At 65.0% G+C, this 19,460-nt stretch carries 23 protein-coding genes; 14 read left to right on the top strand and 9 right to left on the bottom strand.

Annotated features, from left to right (window positions below; translation table 11 throughout):
* Positions 1-30: 30 nt before the first annotated feature.
* From LJE61_RS13220 to nifH, 8 genes are all read right to left on the bottom strand, one after another.
* A complete protein-coding gene (locus LJE61_RS13220) occupies positions 31-348 on the bottom strand; it encodes a hypothetical protein (protein WP_296912010.1) in 318 nt (105 codons plus the stop codon).
* Between the two features lie 478 nt (positions 349-826).
* The gene (locus LJE61_RS13215) at positions 827-1,102 is read right to left on the bottom strand and encodes a DUF6129 family protein (protein ID WP_296912012.1); all 276 of its coding nucleotides are present in this window, start codon (positions 1,100-1,102) and stop codon (positions 827-829) included.
* Positions 1,099-1,806: a dinitrogenase iron-molybdenum cofactor biosynthesis protein gene (locus tag LJE61_RS13210; protein ID WP_296912014.1), complete on the bottom strand. Its 708-nt coding sequence runs from the start codon at positions 1,804-1,806 to the stop codon at positions 1,099-1,101. The genes LJE61_RS13215 and LJE61_RS13210 overlap by 4 nt, the downstream gene beginning before the upstream one ends.
* Before the next feature lie 75 nt (positions 1,807-1,881).
* Positions 1,882-2,082 (bottom strand): 4Fe-4S binding protein, encoded by a 201-nt coding sequence (locus tag LJE61_RS13205; protein WP_296912016.1) that lies wholly within the window; start codon positions 2,080-2,082, stop codon positions 1,882-1,884.
* A 26-nt stretch (positions 2,083-2,108) separates the two neighbouring features.
* Positions 2,109-2,327 carry a putative nitrogen fixation protein NifT gene (gene nifT / locus LJE61_RS13200; protein ID WP_296912019.1) on the bottom strand — a complete coding sequence of 73 codons (219 nt, stop codon included), beginning with the start codon at positions 2,325-2,327 and terminating at the stop codon, positions 2,109-2,111.
* Between the two features lie 99 nt (positions 2,328-2,426).
* Positions 2,427-3,998 (bottom strand): nitrogenase molybdenum-iron protein subunit beta, encoded by a 1,572-nt coding sequence (nifK, locus tag LJE61_RS13195; RefSeq protein WP_296912022.1) that lies wholly within the window; start codon positions 3,996-3,998, stop codon positions 2,427-2,429.
* Between the two features lie 127 nt (positions 3,999-4,125).
* Positions 4,126-5,610: a nitrogenase molybdenum-iron protein alpha chain gene (nifD, locus tag LJE61_RS13190; protein ID WP_296912024.1), complete on the bottom strand. Its 1,485-nt coding sequence runs from the start codon at positions 5,608-5,610 to the stop codon at positions 4,126-4,128.
* Positions 5,611-5,760: 150 nt separating this feature from the next.
* Positions 5,761-6,642: a nitrogenase iron protein gene (gene nifH / locus LJE61_RS13185; protein WP_296912027.1), complete on the bottom strand. Its 882-nt coding sequence runs from the start codon at positions 6,640-6,642 to the stop codon at positions 5,761-5,763.
* Between the two features lie 182 nt (positions 6,643-6,824).
* Here nifH and LJE61_RS13180 point away from each other — a divergent pair, with 182 nt between their 5' ends.
* From LJE61_RS13180 to LJE61_RS13145, 8 genes are all read left to right on the top strand, one after another.
* Positions 6,825-7,682: an NAD(+)--dinitrogen-reductase ADP-D-ribosyltransferase gene (locus tag LJE61_RS13180; RefSeq protein WP_296912029.1), complete on the top strand. Its 858-nt coding sequence runs from the start codon at positions 6,825-6,827 to the stop codon at positions 7,680-7,682.
* A 413-nt stretch (positions 7,683-8,095) separates the two neighbouring features.
* A complete protein-coding gene (locus LJE61_RS13175) occupies positions 8,096-8,458 on the top strand; it encodes a L,D-transpeptidase (protein ID WP_296912031.1) in 363 nt (120 codons plus the stop codon).
* A 103-nt stretch (positions 8,459-8,561) separates the two neighbouring features.
* Complete coding sequence (locus LJE61_RS13170; RefSeq protein ID WP_296912035.1) at positions 8,562-8,972, top strand: Tat pathway signal sequence domain protein; 411 nt, start codon at positions 8,562-8,564, stop codon at positions 8,970-8,972.
* 33 nt (positions 8,973-9,005) lie between these two features.
* On the top strand, positions 9,006-9,812 hold the full coding sequence (locus LJE61_RS13165) for a MotA/TolQ/ExbB proton channel family protein (protein ID WP_296912037.1): 807 nt from the start codon (positions 9,006-9,008) through the stop codon (positions 9,810-9,812).
* On the top strand, positions 9,802-10,191 hold the full coding sequence (locus LJE61_RS13160) for an ExbD/TolR family protein (protein ID WP_296912042.1): 390 nt from the start codon (positions 9,802-9,804) through the stop codon (positions 10,189-10,191). Before LJE61_RS13165 ends, LJE61_RS13160 begins: the two co-directional genes overlap by 11 nt.
* Before the next feature lie 5 nt (positions 10,192-10,196).
* Positions 10,197-10,598 (top strand): ExbD/TolR family protein, encoded by a 402-nt coding sequence (locus tag LJE61_RS13155; RefSeq protein ID WP_296912044.1) that lies wholly within the window; start codon positions 10,197-10,199, stop codon positions 10,596-10,598.
* Positions 10,595-11,431 (top strand): energy transducer TonB, encoded by an 837-nt coding sequence (locus LJE61_RS13150; protein WP_296912047.1) that lies wholly within the window; start codon positions 10,595-10,597, stop codon positions 11,429-11,431. The genes LJE61_RS13155 and LJE61_RS13150 overlap by 4 nt, the downstream gene beginning before the upstream one ends.
* 460 nt (positions 11,432-11,891) lie before the next feature.
* Positions 11,892-12,659, top strand: coding sequence for a hypothetical protein (locus tag LJE61_RS13145; protein ID WP_296912050.1), 768 nt, complete (start codon positions 11,892-11,894; stop codon positions 12,657-12,659).
* A gap of 150 nt (positions 12,660-12,809) precedes the next feature.
* On the opposite strand, the gene LJE61_RS13140 is transcribed toward LJE61_RS13145, so the two are convergent.
* A complete protein-coding gene (locus LJE61_RS13140) occupies positions 12,810-13,766 on the bottom strand; it encodes an acetyltransferase (RefSeq protein WP_296912052.1) in 957 nt (318 codons plus the stop codon).
* Positions 13,767-14,019: 253 nt separating this feature from the next.
* Between LJE61_RS13140 and ndk the strand changes: the two genes are divergently transcribed.
* From ndk to LJE61_RS13110, 6 genes are all read left to right on the top strand, one after another.
* Positions 14,020-14,448 (top strand): nucleoside-diphosphate kinase, encoded by a 429-nt coding sequence (ndk, locus tag LJE61_RS13135; protein ID WP_296912054.1) that lies wholly within the window; start codon positions 14,020-14,022, stop codon positions 14,446-14,448.
* 9 nt (positions 14,449-14,457) lie between these two features.
* Positions 14,458-15,552 carry a dual-specificity RNA methyltransferase RlmN gene (gene rlmN, locus LJE61_RS13130; protein WP_296912056.1) on the top strand — a complete coding sequence of 365 codons (1,095 nt, stop codon included), beginning with the start codon at positions 14,458-14,460 and terminating at the stop codon, positions 15,550-15,552.
* On the top strand, positions 15,549-16,343 hold the full coding sequence (gene pilW / locus LJE61_RS13125) for a type IV pilus biogenesis/stability protein PilW (RefSeq protein ID WP_296912058.1): 795 nt from the start codon (positions 15,549-15,551) through the stop codon (positions 16,341-16,343). Before rlmN ends, pilW begins: the two co-directional genes overlap by 4 nt.
* Before the next feature lie 11 nt (positions 16,344-16,354).
* Complete coding sequence (locus LJE61_RS13120) at positions 16,355-17,437, top strand: RodZ domain-containing protein (protein ID WP_296912060.1); 1,083 nt, start codon at positions 16,355-16,357, stop codon at positions 17,435-17,437.
* Positions 17,438-17,498: 61 nt separating this feature from the next.
* Complete coding sequence (hisS, locus tag LJE61_RS13115) at positions 17,499-18,827, top strand: histidine--tRNA ligase (protein ID WP_296918607.1); 1,329 nt, start codon at positions 17,499-17,501, stop codon at positions 18,825-18,827.
* A complete protein-coding gene (locus LJE61_RS13110) occupies positions 18,824-19,447 on the top strand; it encodes a tetratricopeptide repeat protein (RefSeq protein WP_296912065.1) in 624 nt (207 codons plus the stop codon). Before hisS ends, LJE61_RS13110 begins: the two co-directional genes overlap by 4 nt.
* The last annotated feature ends 13 nt before the right edge of the window (positions 19,448-19,460 follow it).

The raw sequence follows: 19,460 nt of genomic DNA, 5'->3' as shown, positions 1-19,460 counted from the left end.
CGGTCGAGGCGGTCGTGCGCATGCGGGCCGTCAATGCGGGGGGAGCTCGTCCGGCGGAGCCTCGTGGGCGAGCGGATCGCCCAGCTCCGCCCAAGTGAAGAGGTTGAAGGCACGATGTCCGTTGTGGTCAAGGACACGGAGGCTGTCGGACTCGGTAAACCCGTTCATGACCTTCTTGAAGTGGCCCTTGTAACGCTCCTCGGCCAGCTCCAACGGGATCTCGTAGGCCAGGAATTTCGGAATGCCTTTTTCGTTCAGGCGCTGCAGCAAGTCCGGGTTCTCGAGCGAGTCATAGGACGTGACGATCACGATCGGGCCGTTACCGGTCACCAGCATTGCGCATTTCATCGATTTCCTCCACTGGATTGTCTGCCGCGACGGGCTGGGTAAACGAAGCACACGTCGCCTACGTGCTGCCGGCCGGGGCGCGCCACCGGCAAGGCTGACGGCGGGACTCTTTGGCAGCGGACCCTGACACTGCAGGAAGTGGGTCGGGCGTGCCGCAACTGCAAGCGCGCGTGTGGGAGCTGCAGTCGCACGCCGACCCGGTGCGCATGGACACGTCACACACGGGTATTGCGGAAAGCGAGGGACGTTTATCGTGCCCGAGAGCAAGACGGGACGAGGAGGAATCGTGGGCTCTATTGCGAGCAGTCGCAACGCAGCACGCGGGTGCGCGAGGCGTGCGTCGCGGCGGAACAACGCCGATGTGACGCCTAGGGACAAGAGACAAGGCCGCCATCGCCCACACGCTCGGTCGGCGCAGGGCCGTTGGGCCGATTCGGGCACAAACCGGACGCCGGGTGCTGGTCGCCGGCGGCGGCTCTCAGGGCGCGTCCTCGTCTTCGACATGCGCGAGGACCACCCCGGTGGCGCTGGCCGGATCATTCGTCAGGACCGGACAGTGGTCGCGGCCATCCACCAGATAGAGCCTCAAGCCCGGGGAGGTCCGCACCGGTGCGCCCACCGTGATCTCGTCGTCGCGGCAATATGTGAAGTGGAGCTCGTGGAACGCCTCCCGCAACGCCGCCAGCGTCACGTCACTGAGACCCGCGCGGCGCACCACCGCGGTAATCTGGTCGAGGCGCTCTTCCGGGATCATGCCGCGTCGCCCGGGCGGGTCAACCGCACCCGCTCCTCCGGCGCACGGCCCATCGCCTTGGCGAGCCAGGGCGGGGCCTGATCGCCAAGGACCCGCTGTAATGCGACCATACGCGTCCGAGCACTGCCGCCGTCGGGGTCTTTGATCGGGTGGATGCCGGCCTTGACGACCTTGGCCGCGGCGGGACCTCCGATGGAGGCCACGTAGACCAGCTGGCAATCGGCGATCGAAGCCGCGCGAGAGCCGTTCTTGTCTTCTCCGGGACCAGAGTCCTGCGTCTCGCGCGCATCGATCAGACGCACCTCGGCGGCCGAGACCTGGTAGACCAGGAAGCGCCGCGCGGCCCCAAAATGTCCGTCGAGCGCCTCGCCCCCGTTCGAGGCGCACGCGACCCGGATCGAGTCCGGCATGTCGCCCTCGGCGTAGGGCTCGATCGGCGGGGCCGGGGCAACGGTCTGTCCGGTCTCGCCCTTGAGGATCGCGAGCATGGATTTGAGCGCGTCCGCGTCCAGCTCGGCCAGCTCGCTGTCGGCCGCCTGCCTGAGGTCCTTTAAGCGCAGGGCCTCAAGCGCGGCCGCAGTGGGCGGCAGGCCAACCGCGTCGGCGAGGACACGAAGCATTCGGGCGGGGTCCGCTTCCGGCAGGATCCGGGCGGCAAGGCCGATACGCAGCGCAATCTCATCGGAGAGGGTATCGTTTGACATCGGATCGGATCCAGGCTGGTGACTGATCCCAAGGCAGGGCCTCAATCCCTGGCACAGGGGGCTAAGGGATACGCCTCAGGCAGGGACGATGCAGTCCTCTTCCATGCAGGCGTCGAGGCATTGCGGCGATCCGGGCTCCCCCTCACCCTCGCACTCGCTGCAGGTGCCGGCATCGATACGGTAGACGCCCTTCCAGGCCGAAATGGATTGGGTCGGGCAGAGCGGCTCACAGTCGCCACAGGCGGTGCAGAGCTCACGGATGATTTGCAGGGCCATGTCAATACTCCTGATCGGGTCTGGTCTCAGTCTTCGCTGCGCTTGAAACGGAGCGTGGTCGGAAAGGCTGGCGGCGGGCTGATCGGATCGATGTACCAGCGCGACCCGTCGGTCAGCTCCACCTCGCCGCCCCAGCACTCGCAGGTATCCGTCTCCACTGAGGCGATGGTCTCCTCCATGTCCTTCTTGGCGACATAGAAGAGCAGCTCGCCGGCGTCGTTCTTTCGAATCATCACATTGGGCATCAGTCACTTGCCTCTTCGAGCGGTTAGCGAGCCGATCGCTTTCCACGCGGCATTCAGTGCCTGGGAAAACGCCGCGCGGTCCGCGCGGCGATCGCCGAATCAGCGCACCAGGTCGTAGTTGAAATCGGTCACACCCATCTCGCGCGTCTCCTCATCCAGACGCTCGAGCACCGCGTTGACCAGGGTCGTGAGGACGTACATGGCGCCCTCGTAGCCCAGCGTGGTCATCCGATGCAGGTGATGACGATCAAAGATCGGGAAGCCGATCCGGATCAGCGGGACCTCGTGCTCCTTTCCCTTATGCAGGGTGTCGCGCTGGATGAACTTCCCGTAGCTGTTGCCGATCATGAAGTCGGGCTTGTCGGTGAAGCACAGCGAGCGGAAGTGCCAGAGATCAGCGCCGACATAGACCTTGCCCTCTTTGCCGTAGGGTGAGGAGGCCAGCAGCCCTTCCACCTCCTTCTTCCAGCGCTTGTTGGCATGGTTGCACAGGATGTGCGTGGGCTCGGCCCCCAACTCCAGCAGGAACTTGACCATGCCGAGCACGAAGTCGGCGTCGCCGTAGAGGGCGAACCGCTTGCCGTGCAGCCATGCATGGCTGTCGGTCATCATGTCGACCAGGCGGCCCCGTTCCTTGGCCAGCGACTCAGGGATCGGCTTGCCGGTCAGCTCGGAGACCTTCATCAGAAACTCGTCGGTCCACTCCAACCCCATCGGAATGTTGACGTGGGCCGCCGGCTGCTTCCAGGTCATCTGCACGAGCTTCTTGGTTTTGGGCAGCTGCCAGGGCTGCAACAAGAGCGTGTCGATCGCGTTTGGGGCATCCTTGATCTCGGCGATGCTGGTGCCGCCCTCATACATGCGGTATTGGCCATCGGCCGGGGTGTCCAATACCTCCGTCGGGTCGCACAGCAGACTGTAGTCGACGCCCATCTCCTTCATCATGCGATGCATGACTCGATAGTTGCCGAGATAGGTCTCGAAACCGGGGACCAGATTAATCTTGCCGTTGGAGCCGACGACCTTGTCGTCCATCTCGTTCAGCGTGAAATAGCGCTGGATCCCCTCGAACATGTTGTCCCATCCGGTCGTATGGCTGCCGACAAAGCTCGGGGTGTGCGCGAAGGGGGTTGGAAACTCGGGCGGGATATGCCCCTCCTTTTTGGCGTTGCCGATGAAGGCGTTGAGGTCGTCACCGATCACCTCGGCCATACAGGTGGTGCTCACCGCGATCATCTCGGGCTTATAGAGCGCGCGGGCATTTGCCAGTCCGTCGAACATGTTCTTCTGGCCGCCGAACACGGCCGCATCCTCGGTCATGGAGTCGGACACGCAGGCGATCGGCTCTTTGAAGTGACGGTTGAAGTAGGTCCGGAAGTATGCAACACATCCCTGGGAACCGTGCACGTAAGGCAGCGTCTTCTCGAACCCGAGGGCACAGAGGACGGCACCGAGCGGCTGGCAGGCCTTGGCCGGGTTGATGGTCAGGGCCTCGCGCTTGAAGTTGAGCTCTTGATACTCCTGCGTCGTGGTCCACTGGAACACCTCTTCGATCTTCTCGTCGGAGTGGCGCTCCTCCACACCCTCGCGCTTTCTCGCAAGGTTCTCAACATAGTCGGCTTCCCTGAACAAGGGGTAGCTGGGCTTGATCCGGTCAATGGTCTGGCTCATAAATGTGCTCCTGCCGCGCCGCCAATCCGCGGACAACGACATGGTTGATCCTGAATTCGGTGTCCTGGCCAAGCCCCGGCCTCCAGCTAGGGCAGCTGGAGACTCGAGGTTGGCTACTGGCTATCGGTCACGCGCTGGCGGCCATCGTCTGGGCCTCGCCCTCGGCGGACTGCTGCCAAGGCGCCTGCATCGTCCGCCAGCAGGGATTGTTGATCGTCATGTCCATATCGCGGGCGAAGATGGCGAAGCCGTCATAGCCGTGATAGGGGCCCGAGTAGTCCCAGGAATGCATCTGGCGGAAGGGGATGCCCATCTTCTGGAAGATGTACTTTTCCTTGATGCCGGAGCCGACCAGATCCGGTTTGACCTTCTTGACGAACTCCTCGAATTCATAGCCCGTGATGTCGTCGTAGAGCAGGGTTGCGTTGCCCATCTCCTTCATTGTCCGGTCATAGTCGTCGTTGTGGGCAAACTCGTAACCCGTGCCCACCACTTCCATGCCCAGATCCTCGTAGGCGCCGATCACGTGGCGCGGGCGCAGGCCGCCGACATAAAGCATGACCCTCCTGCCTTCCAGACGCGGACGGTACTTGGCGATCACCGCCTCGTACTCTGCCCTGTATTTGTCGATCACCCGCTCGGCGTTGGCCTGGATCGTCTCGTCGAAGAAGGCGGCGATCCTGCGGAGCGACTCGGCGATCTTGGTCGGGCCGAAGAAGTTGTACTCCATCCACGGGATCCCGTACTTCTCCTCCATGTGTCGCGAGATATAGTTCATGGAGCGGTAGCAGTGAATCAGGTTGAGCTTCACCTTGGGAGTCAGCTCCATCTCCGACAGGGTACCGTCACCCGACCACTGGGCAACGACGCGCAGCCCCATCTCCTCGAGCAGGATGCGCGACGACCAGGCGTCGCCGCCGATGTTGTAATCCCCGATCACGGCCACGTCGTAGGGGCCGGCCTGGAAGGCGTGGTCGCCATCCCGGTTGCCAATGACCCAGTCCCGAATGGAGTCGTTGGCGATGTGATGACCCAAGGACTGAGAGACACCCCGGAAGCCCTCGCAACGCACCGGCACGATGGGTTTGTCGAGCTCCTTGCTCTTCTTCTTGGCGACCGCCTCGATATCGTCGCCGATCAGACCGATGGGGCACTCGGACTGGATGCTCAGCCCTTTGCTCAAGGGGAAGAGCCCCTCGATCTCGGTGATCAGCTTATCGAGCTTCTTGTCACCACCGAAGACGATGTCCTTCTCCTGAAAGTCCGAGGTGAAGTTCATCGTCCCGAAGGTATTGACCCCGGTGTGGCCGACATAGTAGTTCCGACGCCCGGCGCGCGAATACTGGCCGCATCCGACCGGGCCGTGCGAGATGTGGATCATGTCCTTGATCGGACCCCATACCACCCCCTTGGAGCCGGCGTAGGCACAGCCGCGTATGGTCATCACGCCCGGCAGTGATTTCCGATTGGAGATGATGCACTTCTTGGACTGCTCGACGGACGGGTCGTTGACCGCCAAGTGCTTGGCACGGTCCTTCTTGGCCTTTTCCGGGTAGACCTCGAGGACCTCCTGGATCAGGGCCTGGGTCTCTTCGCGAGTCAATGCTGACATACTGGCTTTCCTCAGATTCGGCGCCGCAGCCCATCCGCCGACGGTCGCGCGTTGAGAAATGGAGGCGCAAACGGACTGCGGCATCCGCGTGCCGCGTCCGTTCACAAGGAGAGGTCCGGTGCTAGAACCCCAACCCACTCCGGACGCGGTCTAGGCGGCCAACTCTTCGGCCGCGGTCTTGCCGACGATGCTCTCGTCCTCGCCGTCCATCAGACCGAAATCCATCAGGAGGTCCTCGAGGGCGTCCATGGTGATCGGGGTCGGGATCACGAACATCTTGTTGTCGACGATCTTCTGGGCCAGCGTGCGATACTCGTCGGCCTGCTTCGCCTTGGGGTCGTACTCGATGACCGTCATCCGGCGGATCTCGGCACGCTGCACCACGTTGTCGCGCGGGACGAAGTGGATCATCTGTGTGCCCAGCTGTCGGGCCAACTCGGTGATCAGCTCGTCCTCGCGGGCCGTGTTGCGGCTGTTGCAGATGAGACCGGCCAGACGCACACCGCCGGAGCTCGCGTATTTCACGATGCCCTTGGCAATGTTGTTGGCCGCGAACATGGCCATCATCTCGCCGGAGACGACGATATAGATCTCCTGCGCCTTGTTCTCGCGGATCGGCATGGCGAAGCCGCCGCAGACGACGTCGCCGAGCACGTCGTAGAAGACGAAGTCGAGGTCGTCTTCATAGGCCCCTTCTTCCTCGAGGAAGTTGATTGCCGTGATGACACCGCGACCGGCGCAACCCACGCCCGGCTCGGGACCGCCGGATTCGACACACTTGATGTTGCCGTAACCAACCTTGAGCACGTCCTCCAGCTCGAGGTCCTCGACGGAGCCTGCGTCGGCGGCCATCTGCATGATGGTATTCTGTGCCTTGGCGTGGAGGATCAGGCGCGTGGAATCGGCCTTTGGATCACAACCGACGATCATGACCTTCTTGCCGAGCTCGGCCAGACCGGCCACGAGGTTTTGAGTGGTGGTGGACTTACCGATTCCGCCTTTGCCGTAGATGGCGCATTGACGCATTGCCATGAGTGGGGTCTCCTTTTGGCCCGCTCTGGCGGGCATTGAACAGATGGACGTTCACGGCCTCACGACGCAAGCCATGTGCCAACCAGTTCGATGCGACCTATCCCGATGTTTTGATTGGCAATCAACAAGACCCCCCGATGCTGCCGCGTTGGTGGCATCCACGACAAAGCCGCAAGGCATGTATGGACAACAACCGACAAAGCGGGCAACCGGCTGCCGGGCCGCCCGCGACGCTTCCGGTCAACGCCCGACTTCCGATCAACCACTGCAACCTCCCGGCGGTGATCCTGGGCAGCCTGACCTATCAACAGCATCCAGTCCCCCTGGAGTTGGACGGCGTTCGTCAGTTCCACGCCGAGTTGTTCCGCAGCCTGGCGCAGCTGGCAGAGCACAGTGCACGCGCCGAAGCCTTTCAGGACTACATGCGCGCCCACTTCCTCCTTGACCACCTGGACGAGGCGGGGCTCGCCCCCGGTAAGACGAACAAGAAACGCGTCAATGCCAACTATCTACGCATGGCGCGTGGCTGGTCCTTCGACTCGGACGGGCGCGAGGGAGCCACCCTCAAGCGCTGGGTCGAGAGCCGCTTCGGCCTGCTGGCACGGCACCATGCCGGTCCGCTGCAGGGACACCGCAGCGAGGCCTATCAGCACTATGTCCTCGAAGGCACGCGCGGACTCTACGCCACCAATGCCTTGGAGGCGCAACTCGACCTGCTCTATACCTACTGTCAGTACGAGCTCATCCTCGCGCATCCGGAAGAGACGCACCTCAGCCTCTATCGCGGCATCAACCGCATCGATGAGCATGAGATCCTCGAGACGCTCGGTGGCGGCCGCCACCGGGTCCTGCTCAACAACCTCAACAGCTTCACCAGCAGCCGAGAGCGCGCCGACGAGTTCGGCGACTACATCCTGGTCGCGGAGGTGCCCTTGCCAAAGATTTTCTTCTTCAACCGCTTACTGCCCAGAATGCTGAAGGGAGAGGACGAATACGTGGTGATCGGCGGAGCGTACGAGGTGGGGATTAGCTCGTTTTAGCGTCCCGAGACGGCCGGCACGGCAAGGACGACCTGCAGGTCCCGTCATCGGCCGGGCGCGACGTTGTCCCGGAAGAGAGCGGCGACTCGCAATCTGAGCGCGCGCGTCAAGCCCCGTTTGCGCGGTGACGACAGGGCCGGGGGCCGACAGATATCGCCCGGCTGGTTCCTAACCTGTCGTTTGGGCTATAGTCGCCGTGGAGATCGCCGCCTCTCAGGATGACCTGGAACGTCCGTCCGCCGCCCGATGCCCCCTGCACCATGCCTCCCACACACTGGATCGCGCTGTCCGCAATCGCCGCCATTCTCGTCGGCGGCTGTGCGCAGACACTGTCCCGTCCAGCCCCTGAGCGCAAACGAGCCGAGGCATCAACGCCCCTGCGAGCGGAGAGCCGAGCCGCGGATCGCCCGGCGATGGAGCCAACAAGCCGCTCCCTGACGATCAAGCTCGGCAGCCAGCGGTTTGTCTATGCCGAGGATGATCGGGTGGTCCGCAGCGGACCGGTCTCGTCGGGCCGCCAGGGCTACGAGACGCCCCGCGGTCGCTTCTCGGTTCGGAGCAAACAGATGGACAAGGTGTCGTACCGCTACACCAACTCGCTCGGGATGCGCGCCTGGATGCCCTACTCGATCCAGTTCCACGGGGATTATTTCCTGCACGAGGGCTGGCTGCCCGGCTACCCGGATTCGCACGGCTGCGTGCGCGTGGGCGAGCAAGACGCGCGATTCCTGTTCGATCGGCTGAGGATCGGGGACCGCGTGACAGTCGTCGACTGAAGGCGAGGGCCCTCGCGATCGATTCGCTCCGCTTTGTTTGCGCCGCAACCCGGTGGCGGCGAAGATGCTGATGCTTGACGATGCAACCACAAGGAGCCGTTGGATGACCTACCAGAACCTGATCAGTGGACTGACCCTGCTCGCCGTGAGCGCCGTGGCCACCGCCGACGAGATCAAGCTCGAGCTCAACAAGCTTGAGCCTCAACCGAATGCCTGTCGCGCCTACCTGGTCTTCGACAACAGCTCCGGTTCGGCGATCGACGCCCTGCTGCTGGATCTGATCCTCTTCGACCGCGACGGGGTCATCGCGCGGCGCCTGGCGGTGGACACGGCGCCTTTGCGTGCAGCGAAGATGACCGTGAAGCTGTTCGAGATCCCCGATCTGGCCTGCGCAGACATTGGCCGAATCCTCGTCAATGAGGTGCTCGACTGTCGTGACGCCAACGGGGAGCATGATGACTGTATCGAGCGTCTGAGCGTCTCCTCGCGCGCAGACGCGGAGCTGCTGAGGTGAACCCCGCCGCCAGGGGGTATCCAGCGATGTCTGATGTCTGAGATCGAGACCGCTGCCGCCCAACCGTCGATCAGCATGGCGGCGCCGGACGCCCTGGATCCGAGTGCGGCGACACCGACTTGGCTCGGCTCGATTGGCCTGTTCCCGGCATCGATCCCGATACCGGATCCGCTTCGCGCACTCCTTGATGCCGGCGGTCCCGTCATGGTAATCCTGGTGGGCCTGTCGATCCTCGCCCTGACCATCGTCCTGGTCAAGCTCTGGCAGTTCGCAAGCCTCAGACGCGGCGGCGCCGATCTCATTGAGGAGGCGCTGGATGACTGGCGGGCCGGTCGCCGCCGCGAGGCGGCTGAGCGCCTCGCGGCGGCGCCGAGTCCGCTCGCGCAGGTCGTTCAGACCGCCATGGCCGGGAGCCTTTACGACAATGACCAGGCGGCGCTGCGTGAGGAGGTCGACCGCCGCGCGGGACGCCTGTTGGCCGCATTGCGAAGTCATTTTCGCGGCCTCGAGGTGATCGCCAGCCTGAGCCCCCTGCTCGGCCTCCTCGGTACCGTGATCGGGATGATTGAGGCCTTTCGCGCACTCGAGGCGACCGGCGGCCGGGTCGACCCGGCAGTGCTGTCCGGCGGGATCTGGGTCGCATTGCTGACCACGGCCGCAGGGCTGTCCGTCGCCATACCGACTTTGATTGCACTGAATTGGCTCGAACGCCTCCTCGAGGGCGTCACCCGGCGCCTGGAGGACCAGGTCACGCGGGTCTTCACCGGGGGTTTGCGGCTCACCGGGCCCAGCCGTTCCCCGGGTGCAGTGACGATGGGCTCGACCACCGATGCGATTTGAGTCGAGCACGCCGCACCGCCGACTGATCAGCCTGACCCCGTTGGTCGATGTGGTCTTCATCCTGCTTGTCTTCTTCATGCTGGCCTCCACCCTGGACAAATGGCACGCGCTCGAGCTGGATGCGCCGGCGTCGGCAGCAGACGGGACGCCGCTCGTCGGATCGTGGCTGGTCCGCCTGCGAGGCGATGGCTTGGATCTCAATGGCGAGGCCATGGACGCGGGCGAGCTCGCCCAACGGGTCGCGGCCCGAATCGCCGAGTACCCCGATCAGCGCATCCTGCTCCAGCCAGCGCAAGGCGTCAGCCTCCAGCAGCTGGTGGACATCATCGATCGCCTGCGTGACGCGGAGGCCGCGCACCTCACCCTTTTGCAACCCTGAGTCAAATGAGATTCACGCGCCCGAGAGCCACGCGCGACAGCGAGCCGAACCTGATCCCCCTCATCAATGTCGTCTTTCTCCTGCTGATCTTCTTCATGCTGGCGGGCCGACTGGCCCCGAGCGAGCGCGCCACACCGGAATCCCCCCGTTCCGACAGCCCCCGAGGGACTCGACCGGCCGCGCTGGTCATCCTCATCGATCGCACGGGGCAGGTCAGCTTGAACGGTGAGCCGGTGGACGAGCTGAGCCTCGCCGCGCGAATTGCCGGCGGGATCGGGGGTCGCCGGCGCGTGCAGGTCAAAGCCGACGCCAGACTGGATGCCATGCGACTGATCGGGCTCCTCAACCGGCTGCGCGCCGCCGGTGCCGAGGAGCTTGACCTCTTGACCCTGCCTCGCGGGCAATGATGAAGCCAAGCCGCGCACAGTGGGGCCTCGCGCTGGTTCTCGCCCTGCTGGTCCACCTCGCGCTGGCAGCGCTGCTCGAGCGGCCAGGGCCGGTCGCGTTGGATGGGACCGGTGTCCGAATCGCGCTCGGCGGAAGCGGCCCCGCCGGCGGGAACGGCGACACGCAAGCAGCCGAGTCGGCCGCACCGCTGACCGAGACCTTGACCCCGGTCAGTACCATCGCCGAGACGGTCCCGGCCACCGCGCCTCCCCCGCCCGTTCAGGCACCGGAGGTGTCCGAGCCGCTCGATCCGGCGACCAAGGCCGCCAGCATCCAGCGCGTTGAACCGTCTTTTCCAAAGACGGAGCAGCCGGCTCGCGCCGGGGCCAAGCCCAGGCCACGAGCCCAAGCGCAACGAAGCCAGCCGCCTGCGCCCAAGGCTGCACCGGCGCATACCGGCAACGGCGACCCCGCCGGCAAGCCCGGTTCTGGCCGGGGGGGCGGGCGATCGGAAGCGGGCGCGGACGGCCATGGCGGGATGGGGGGGGCCATCCCGGGCGGCAAGGCAAGTGACCGCTACCACGCCCAGCTCGCCGCCTGGCTGGAGCGCCACAAACGCTACCCGCAGCGTGCACGCCAGATGCGCCAAGAGGGCGTGGTGCGGGTCCGCTTCGTGATCGATCGAAGTGGAAAGGTCATCTCGCACCGCGTCGAAAAGAGCTCTGGACATGCCATTCTGGACGGTGCCGCATCCGACCTCTTGCGCCGCGCATCGCCCATGCCCGCGATCCCCGCCGACATGGACCAGTCGAGGCTGGAGATCGTCGTGCCAATCACCTATCGGCTGCGTTAGACATGACGTCTAGCTGGGCATGGGCCGCTGCGTTTGCACCATGTCAGGCGGCTCGCCCGAGCATCGAGGCAGCGCCGCTCCGACCTCGGCGGCCACAGGCCTTCAGGGCGCGTCACCGCTGGACAGCCCTGGAACGTCGGGCGCTTCCCGTGGGGCAGGACGGCCAAACCATCAGCGGCCTTTGGAAACGGGCATCAACCCAGCCTTGTGCTAGGCTTCGGTATCGAGCGCCGACGGATGCGTTTACTGCAACCGGATCGCTGCGACGCCTCGCCGTTGCCGCGATCGATCGGCCGAATCTCTTCACTCATGGCCCGAGCCGACCTGGGACGGGGCCAACGGCGCAGCATAGGACGTCGGTCGCGACCGGAACCCGGACAGGGAGGAAATCCTCTTGATGCTCTTCGACCGTTGCCAGCTTCACAATCGCCTCGCGCATTACACATTTCGCGAGAGATTGTTGACCTGGCGCATCCGGCTCAATTTGCGCAGGACGCTGCTTGAGCTGCTCTCCCGAGCGAGGCCCAGCCTCAGGCGGGTCGGGAAGGCGTCTCGTTTCGCGCCCGGCAGCTGGGTGCGCATCCGGGACGCCGACGAGATCCGCCGGACTCTGAATTCGGACGACAAGCTTCGGGGGCTCGCGTTCGTCAGTCAGATGTGGCCCTACTGCGGCACCACGCACCGCGTCTTGAAACCGATCCGCCGCCTGATGGATGACGCGGGGCATGTACGGCCCGTAGCGAGAACCGTGCTCCTCGCAACGCCTTGCGGCGGCGTCGACGGCACGGCCGGCTGCGGGCGCGAATGCCCGCTCTGGTACCGCGACGAATGGCTGCAGGAGGTGCCACCCCCCGCCGACGCAGGCGCGCTCGATCATCGGCATCTGCGTGACACGGACCTCTATGCGACGGTGAAGAGCGCCGCAAAGATCGATCGCACCCTCGACCGCCGCAGCAAGCATCGCGGGTTGATGTTCATGCCGGAGATGTACGCTTACGAGGGAATGCGCTTCCGCGTGGTCAAGAAGGTCGACAGGGTCTGGGAGCTCCGGGAAAGGACCGCTGTCGAGCCGATCTACATTCTCGAGGGGCTGAATTGCTCCGGCGCCGTGCTCGGCCCAGATGGCCCTTGCGATCGCGGCTGCAGACTCCTTTGGCATGAGGCCTGGCTCAATCTGGAGCAGACAGGCCGGAAAGGTCAACGGCGGGGCGAAGCAGAGACCCACTGAAACCGCGCGCCGGGCTGTCGGAAACGAAGACTCGCATCCTGCGCGTTGACGACCGGTCGGATTCCCTCGCCGATGGCGTGCGCAACTCGACGGCTCCATTCGTTCCGAGAGGCTTTGGGGATCCGGCCAATGTCTACTGGCGCGACAGTCTCACCGAAAGGCCGCGCGGAACCGCTCCAGGAAGGTGTCGTACGCCCCGTCGGGGAGCAGGTTGATCCCGGCCGCCGCCTTCCGCCCACCGCCGCTCGGGAAGCTTCGACAGAGCACATCCGCCCCGTCGGGCCGCGCGATCGGGGCCCGGACGCTCACGATGAATCCGCCCGCGGGCAGCCGGGTCAGCATCGCATGGGCCTGGTCTGGGGCCTGCTGGGCGAGCTCATTGGCCAAGACCCCGCTGGCCCGGCGCGCCCAGGGTTCGGCCGGGAGGATGACGAGACGGTGATGCGCGTCCTCGAACGCGGGCGCGACGGCGCGCGCACGGTCCATGTCGTCGGCGTAGCCGTCACGCAGGGCCGCAAACGTCGGATCCTCCGCGACGAAAGTCAAAGGGTCGGCGTAGGGCTGCAGACGCCGAAAGAGGTCATCGGGTGCGAACAAGAGGTCATCGACCGTCTCGCCGTAGCCGTTGTAGTTGAGGTAAATCCCCAGCTCCCGCAGCAGGCCGAGCTCGCCTTCCGACAGCTTCAGGGGTGCGGCGGCCCGGGCGGCCGCCGCGTCGAAGTTGTCCCCAAAGGTCCCGACCACGGCCCAGGCACGCTGGGTGCCCTGCAGGAAATCGTCGACCAACAGGCTGGTTCCCTTGTCCGGCAGGGTCTCGATGTGAACGTCGAGTGCGGGATGAGTCGGGATCTCGCCGGCGAAATGGTGATCGAAGTAGCGGAGATGGGCGCCCTGTCCCAACAGGCGCTCGACCGCCCCCCGGTTCTTGTCGAAGGAGACATCGAGCACGGTGATTTGGTCGCCTTTCGCCGCGTCGACCCGCTCGAGCAAGGCGATGTCGCGTTTGACGCCGGTGACGAGGATGCTGTCGACCGGCTCGGCAAGGCGCAATTGCTGGAGGGCACAGAGTCCGTCGGCGTCGCCGTTGAAAACATCGTAATGGGCCATGGTGAATCACCGGTGACGGATGGATGAAGTCTGCGGATTATCCTCTCAATCCGTGGATTGGTCCAAACTGATCCCGTGATGGCCGGCGTTGCTCGAGGGGATCGTGATCGGTAGACTTCACGGTTCCACTCAAGACTCCATGGACGGCGAAAGACCGCGAGGCGGGGGACCGGTTGCCGGCAGAACCCTGCCTCATCCCCACACGGATTCAGCCTGTCCCATTTGACCTCGATATCTCCCAACTGGAGCCGCTATGGCCATCGAGCAGACCCTTTCGATCATCAAACCCAACGCGGTGGCGAAAAACGCCATCGGCGCCATCTTGAGCCGTTTCGAGGACGCCGGCCTGCGCATCGTCGCAGCGCGAATGCTCCACATGAGCAGGGAGCAGGCATCGGCCTTCTACGCGATTCACCAGGGCAAGCCGTTCTTCGAAGAGCTGGTGGAGTTCATGACGTCGGGCCCGGTCATGGTGCAGGTCCTCGAAGGTGAGGACGCGGTCGCGAAGAACCGCGACGTCATGGGTGCAACGAATCCCGCCGATGCCGCACCCGGCACGATCCGGGCCGACTTCGCCGACTCCTTGACCGAGAACGCCGCGCACGGGTCTGATGGGCCCGAGACCGCGGCCACCGAGATCGCCTTCTTCTTTCCCGAAGGCATCTGCGAGCGCACGCGCTGAGAGACCCGCGTGTCGAACCTCGCCCTCAAGCCCAACCTGCTCGATCTGAATCTCGCCGACTGCGAGAGGCTGGTGCTCGGGCTCGGCTTCAAGGCGTTCCACGGCCGCAACCTGTTCAAATGGATCCACAAGCATGGCGTCGTCGATTTCGACGCCATGACAGACCTGTCCAAGGGGTTGCGGGACACGCTGCGCGACAGGGTCGAGATTCGCCTGCCGCGCATCATCCACGACCGGCCGTCCGCAGACGGGACTGTCAAGTGGATCATGGAGCTCGGGGACGGCCAGCGCATCGAGACCGTCTTCATCCCGGAGGGCCGCCGCACCACCGTCTGTGTCTCGTCCCAAGTGGGTTGCGCGTTGAGCTGCTCTTTCTGCGCGACGGCGACTCAGGGGTTCAACCGCAACCTGTCGGTCGGCGAAATCGCCGGCCAGATCTGGCACGCCACCCGACGGATCGGCGCCGCGCCGTCCAACGTGGTCATGATGGGGATGGGCGAGCCGCTGGCCAATTTCGATGCAGTGGTCAAAGCGATGGACATCATGCAGGACGACCTGGCCTACATGGTCGCCAAGACGCGCCTGACCCTGAGCACCTCCGGGATCGTCCCGAACATCTATCGGCTGCGCGAGGTCAGCGACGTGTCACTGGCCGTCTCGCTGCACGCACCGAATGATGCATTGCGGGATCAACTGGTGCCAATCAACCGCAAGTATCCGCTCGCCGAGCTGCTTCCCGCCTGTAAGGCCTATGTGTCCGGTGACCGGCGCCGGCGCGTGACCTGGGAATATGTGCTGCTCGACAGCGTCAACGACAGCCCGGCGCATGCCAAGCAGCTGGTCCGGTTGCTAGAGGGTATCCCGTCGAAAGTCAATCTGATCCCCTTCAATCCCTTTGCCGGAAGCACCTACGGGACCTCGCCTCCCGAGCGGATCGAGGCGTTCCGCGGGCGACTGACCCGCTCGGGCATCTTCACGATGACCCGGAAGACACGCGGCGACGAGATCGCGGCGGCCTGCGGTCAGCTCGTAGGACGTGTCCAGGATCGCACCGGTCGCATGGGACGCGTCCTCGTGGACAGCCGCAGGATGGCGACGTCATGAGAATCGGCATCCTGGGCGGAATCCCCGCCCCGCGCCTGCTTGGGCTCCTCGCAATGTGCCTCGGCCTGGCCGGCTGCTCGGGCACCGCGAGCCGCCAGACGGGGGATCCGCTCGGACTCGACCCGCAGGGCAGCCCGGCGGCGCTCTATGTCCAGATGGCCGAGGAGTATTACAACCGAGGGCAGACCGAGATTGCCTTCCGTCGCGCCCAGCAGGCGATCGCGGCCGACAAGAACTACCCCAAGGCGCACATCTGGCTGGCCTTCCTTTACGAGGAGATGGGCAAGCCCGACCTCGCTGCGGAACACTACGACCGGGCAATCAAGCTCGCGCCCAACAATCCGGAGATCCTCTACGCCGTCGGCGCCTATCAGTGCCGCCAGAAGCGGTATGCAGAGGCGGATGTCAACTTCAGGAAGACACTGGACAATCCCCTCTATACCACACCCTGGATCGCGATGACCAACGCCGGGAACTGCGCAAGCAGCGCGGGTCAGACGATGAAGGCGGAAACCTACTATCGGGCCGCGATTGCCGCCAACCCGGGATTCGGGCCCGCGCTGGCCAAGCTCGCGGAGCTGGAATTCAGACGTGGCAACGCCGAGGGAGCCAAGGTCTATCTTGACCGCTATTTCGAGCCGGCCACCTTGCGTACGCCAGCCACCGCCCAAGCCGCCCTGGGCATCGCCGTGAAGACCGAACGTCAACTCGGGAACCACGCCCGCGCGGCGGAGTACGAGAAGGTGCTGCGCGCCAACTTTCCCGACGCACCCGAGATCCGCGAGCTGTAGGGACCTCCAGCGTGACAAACCAGACGATAGCGACCGATCAAGACGATCAGAACGTGGTCGAGTTTGGCGATAGCCCCGGACGACGCCTGCGCGTGCAACGCCAGGCCCGCGGGCTGGCCGTCGAGCGCATTGCCAGCCAGCTGCACCTTCGCCCCGAGACGGTCGAGGCATTGGAGCAGGATCGTTTCGATCTGCTGCCCGACCCTGTCTTCGTCGCCGGCTACCTTCGCAACTACGCACGCCTCCTGGCGCTGGATCCAACACCGCTGATTGCGGCCTACCAAGGTCAAGCGGACCTCCGCCACGTTGCTGCCGCCCGCCGGACCGACCGTCCGGAGGCCGACGGTGCTGGTCCGCGCCTGCTCGTGCGTGTCATCAGTCTGGCGTTGGCGGCCGCCGTCATCGGCATCGTCATACTGTGGTGGCATGATCGCGGCGGGGCGGATGTCGAGTCGGCCATGGGGGAGGCCGGGGCACCCACCCTCGAGCCGGAACCGATGGTCGAGGAGATGCAGCCGGACGAGCTCCCCGCGGAGCCGTCGAACGTTGCTGAGCAGACAGCCGAGGAGGCACCCGACCGCTCTGCCCCCGACCTGCCAGGGCCGGGCTCGCCGGCAGCGTCGCTCATCTTCACGCTGCCTGAGGCCGGCCTCGAGCCGATCCCGGAGCTGGCCCGTCCCCTCGTCGACTCGCTGCCTTCCGACCCGACCGCGACCCCAGCCGCGGAGGCAGAGGCGGAGGCGGCGCCGATGGCGACCGAGGCGGCGACGAGACCGCCTCCACCAGACGCCGACCTGGACGCCGAGGCCGATACGGCTTCCCAGACCCCCGAGGCGACCGAGCCGAAAGGGGTCTTGCTCGAGTTCACCGGACCGTCTTGGGTCGAGGTGCAAGACGCCGACGGCGTTCGACTTATCTCGGGGGAGATGCAGGCGGGTGAGCAGCGCGGGATCACGGGTCGATCGCCGTTTCGATTCACGATCGGACGTGTCAGCAACACCCGGATGACCGTCGATGGGGAGCCCTTCGATCTGCTCGGTAACTCAAAGGGCGACGTGGCGCGTTTCACATTGGACCCGGAATCCCACGAGTGACGCAGCACCTGTTTTATATGCATGCACGGGCGCCTTGGCTCGGCGCCTTGAACCGCCGCCCGTGAGCAGATTCATCCAGGCAATCCGTGGGATGCATGACATCCTGCCCGAGGCTGTCGCGTCATGGCACCGCATCGAGGATGTGTCACGCCAGGTCCTGACCAGCTATGGCTACGCCGAGATCCGCACGCCCATCCTGGAGGTCACCGATCTGTTCAAGCGCTCCATCGGGGAGGTCACCGACATCGTCGAGAAGGAGATGTACAGTTTCGAGGACCGCAACGGCGACAGCTTGAGCCTGCGTCCGGAGGGCACCGCGAGCTGTGTGCGCGCCGCAATCGAGCACGGACTGCTGGTCCAGCCGCAGAGGCTCTGGTACCGCGGCCCCATGTTCCGCCATGAGCGCCCCCAGCGCGGACGCTACCGGCAGTTCAATCAGATCGGCGTCGAGGTGTTCGGGCTCCCTGGTCCGGATATCGACCTGGAGATCATCTTGATCACTGCCCGACTCTGGCGGCGCCTCGGGTTCGCGGGCCTTCGCCTGGAGCTCAACAGCCTCGGCGATCCGGACGAACGGCAGGCCTATCGGAATGAGCTGGTGGCGTATCTGAGCAGCCATGGCGACCGGCTTGACGCCGAGAGCATCCGCCGGCTGCACACCAATCCCTTGCGCGTCCTCGACTCCAAGCACCCCGAGACACAGAAGGTCATCGCCGACGCACCCACCTTGATGGATCATCTCGGCGAGTCGACCCGGAGCCATTTCCAGAGCGTCTGTTCCGGCCTCGACCAGGCAGGCGTTCCCTATCGACTCAATCCGCGGCTGGTTAGGGGCCTGGACTATTACAACCGAACCGTCTTCGAATGGATCACCGATGACCTGGGTGCCCAGGGGACCGTTTGCGCCGGCGGACGGTACGACGGTCTGGTCGAGCAGCTGGGAGGCCGGCCCACCCCGGCGGTCGGCTTTGCAATGGGGCTGGAGCGAATGGTCGAGCTCCTCGCGCTCGCGGGCCACGCGAGCGACGCGCCGGTCCATGCCTACCTGGTGGCGGTCGGCGAGCAAGCCCAAGCGGAGGCGCCCTTCCTCGCCGAGCGCCTGCGCGATGCCCTGCCGCGGCTGCGCCTCATGACACACTGCGGCGGGGGCAGCTTCAAGAGCCAGTTCAAGCGGGCAGACAGAAGCGGGGCGAGTTACGCATTGGTCCTCGGCGAGGCCGAGTTGGAGCGTGGCATCGTCGGCATCAAGCCACTGCGGGAGCAGACCGGCCAGCAGGAGCTCGACTTCGGCGACCTCGTCTCCTTCCTGGCCGGGCTAACGAAAGATACGCTGGACCGCGGCGCATCCGCGCAGCTATCGGGGTCGATATCAACACGGAGACTGCAGTGACCTACGAAACCGACGAGGAAAAGGTCGAAGCCATCAAGGCATGGTGGAAAGAGAACGGCGTGGCGATCGTCGCCGGTCTCGCCATCGGCGTGGTCGCAATCGTTGGCTGGCGCTACTGGGGCGACTATCGCGACCGCGTCGCCGGCCAGGCATCGGCAGTTTTCGACCAAGTGCTCGCCAATGCTGCCACCGGCCAGACCGAGACGGTCGTCGAGCAGACCCGAACGCTAGAGAACAGCTTCAGGTCCACGCCGTACGCGGCCCTGGCCTCACTCGTCGAGGCCAAGGCGCTCTATGAGGCGGGCCAGGCGGAAGACGCCATTGCGGCCTTGACGCGCGCGATCGGCGACGCACCGGATCCGGCGATCGCGCGCATCGCCGCACTGCGGCTCGCGCGGATACAGGTCGCTGAAGGGCAGCTGAACGAGGCCGTCACGACGATCGCCGGGCACGATACCAGCCCCGAATTCGCCGGCGAGTTCGCCGCGGTCCGCGGCGATATCGCCGCGGGTCGGGGGGACTATGCCGAGGCACGCCAGGCCTACGAGCTGGCAATCGCCGACGGGAGCGGCTTAGCCCAGTTGATCCGACTGAAGCTCGACAACCTGCCCCCCGGTTAGGGTGTACTGAGCC

The sequence above is a fragment of the Thiocapsa sp. genome, assembly GCF_022340925.1.
Taxonomy (GTDB): Bacteria; Pseudomonadota; Gammaproteobacteria; order Chromatiales; family Chromatiaceae; genus Thiocapsa.
Note: the sequence above shows the minus strand (reverse complement) of the source record. Positions and strands in the feature narration are given on the sequence as shown.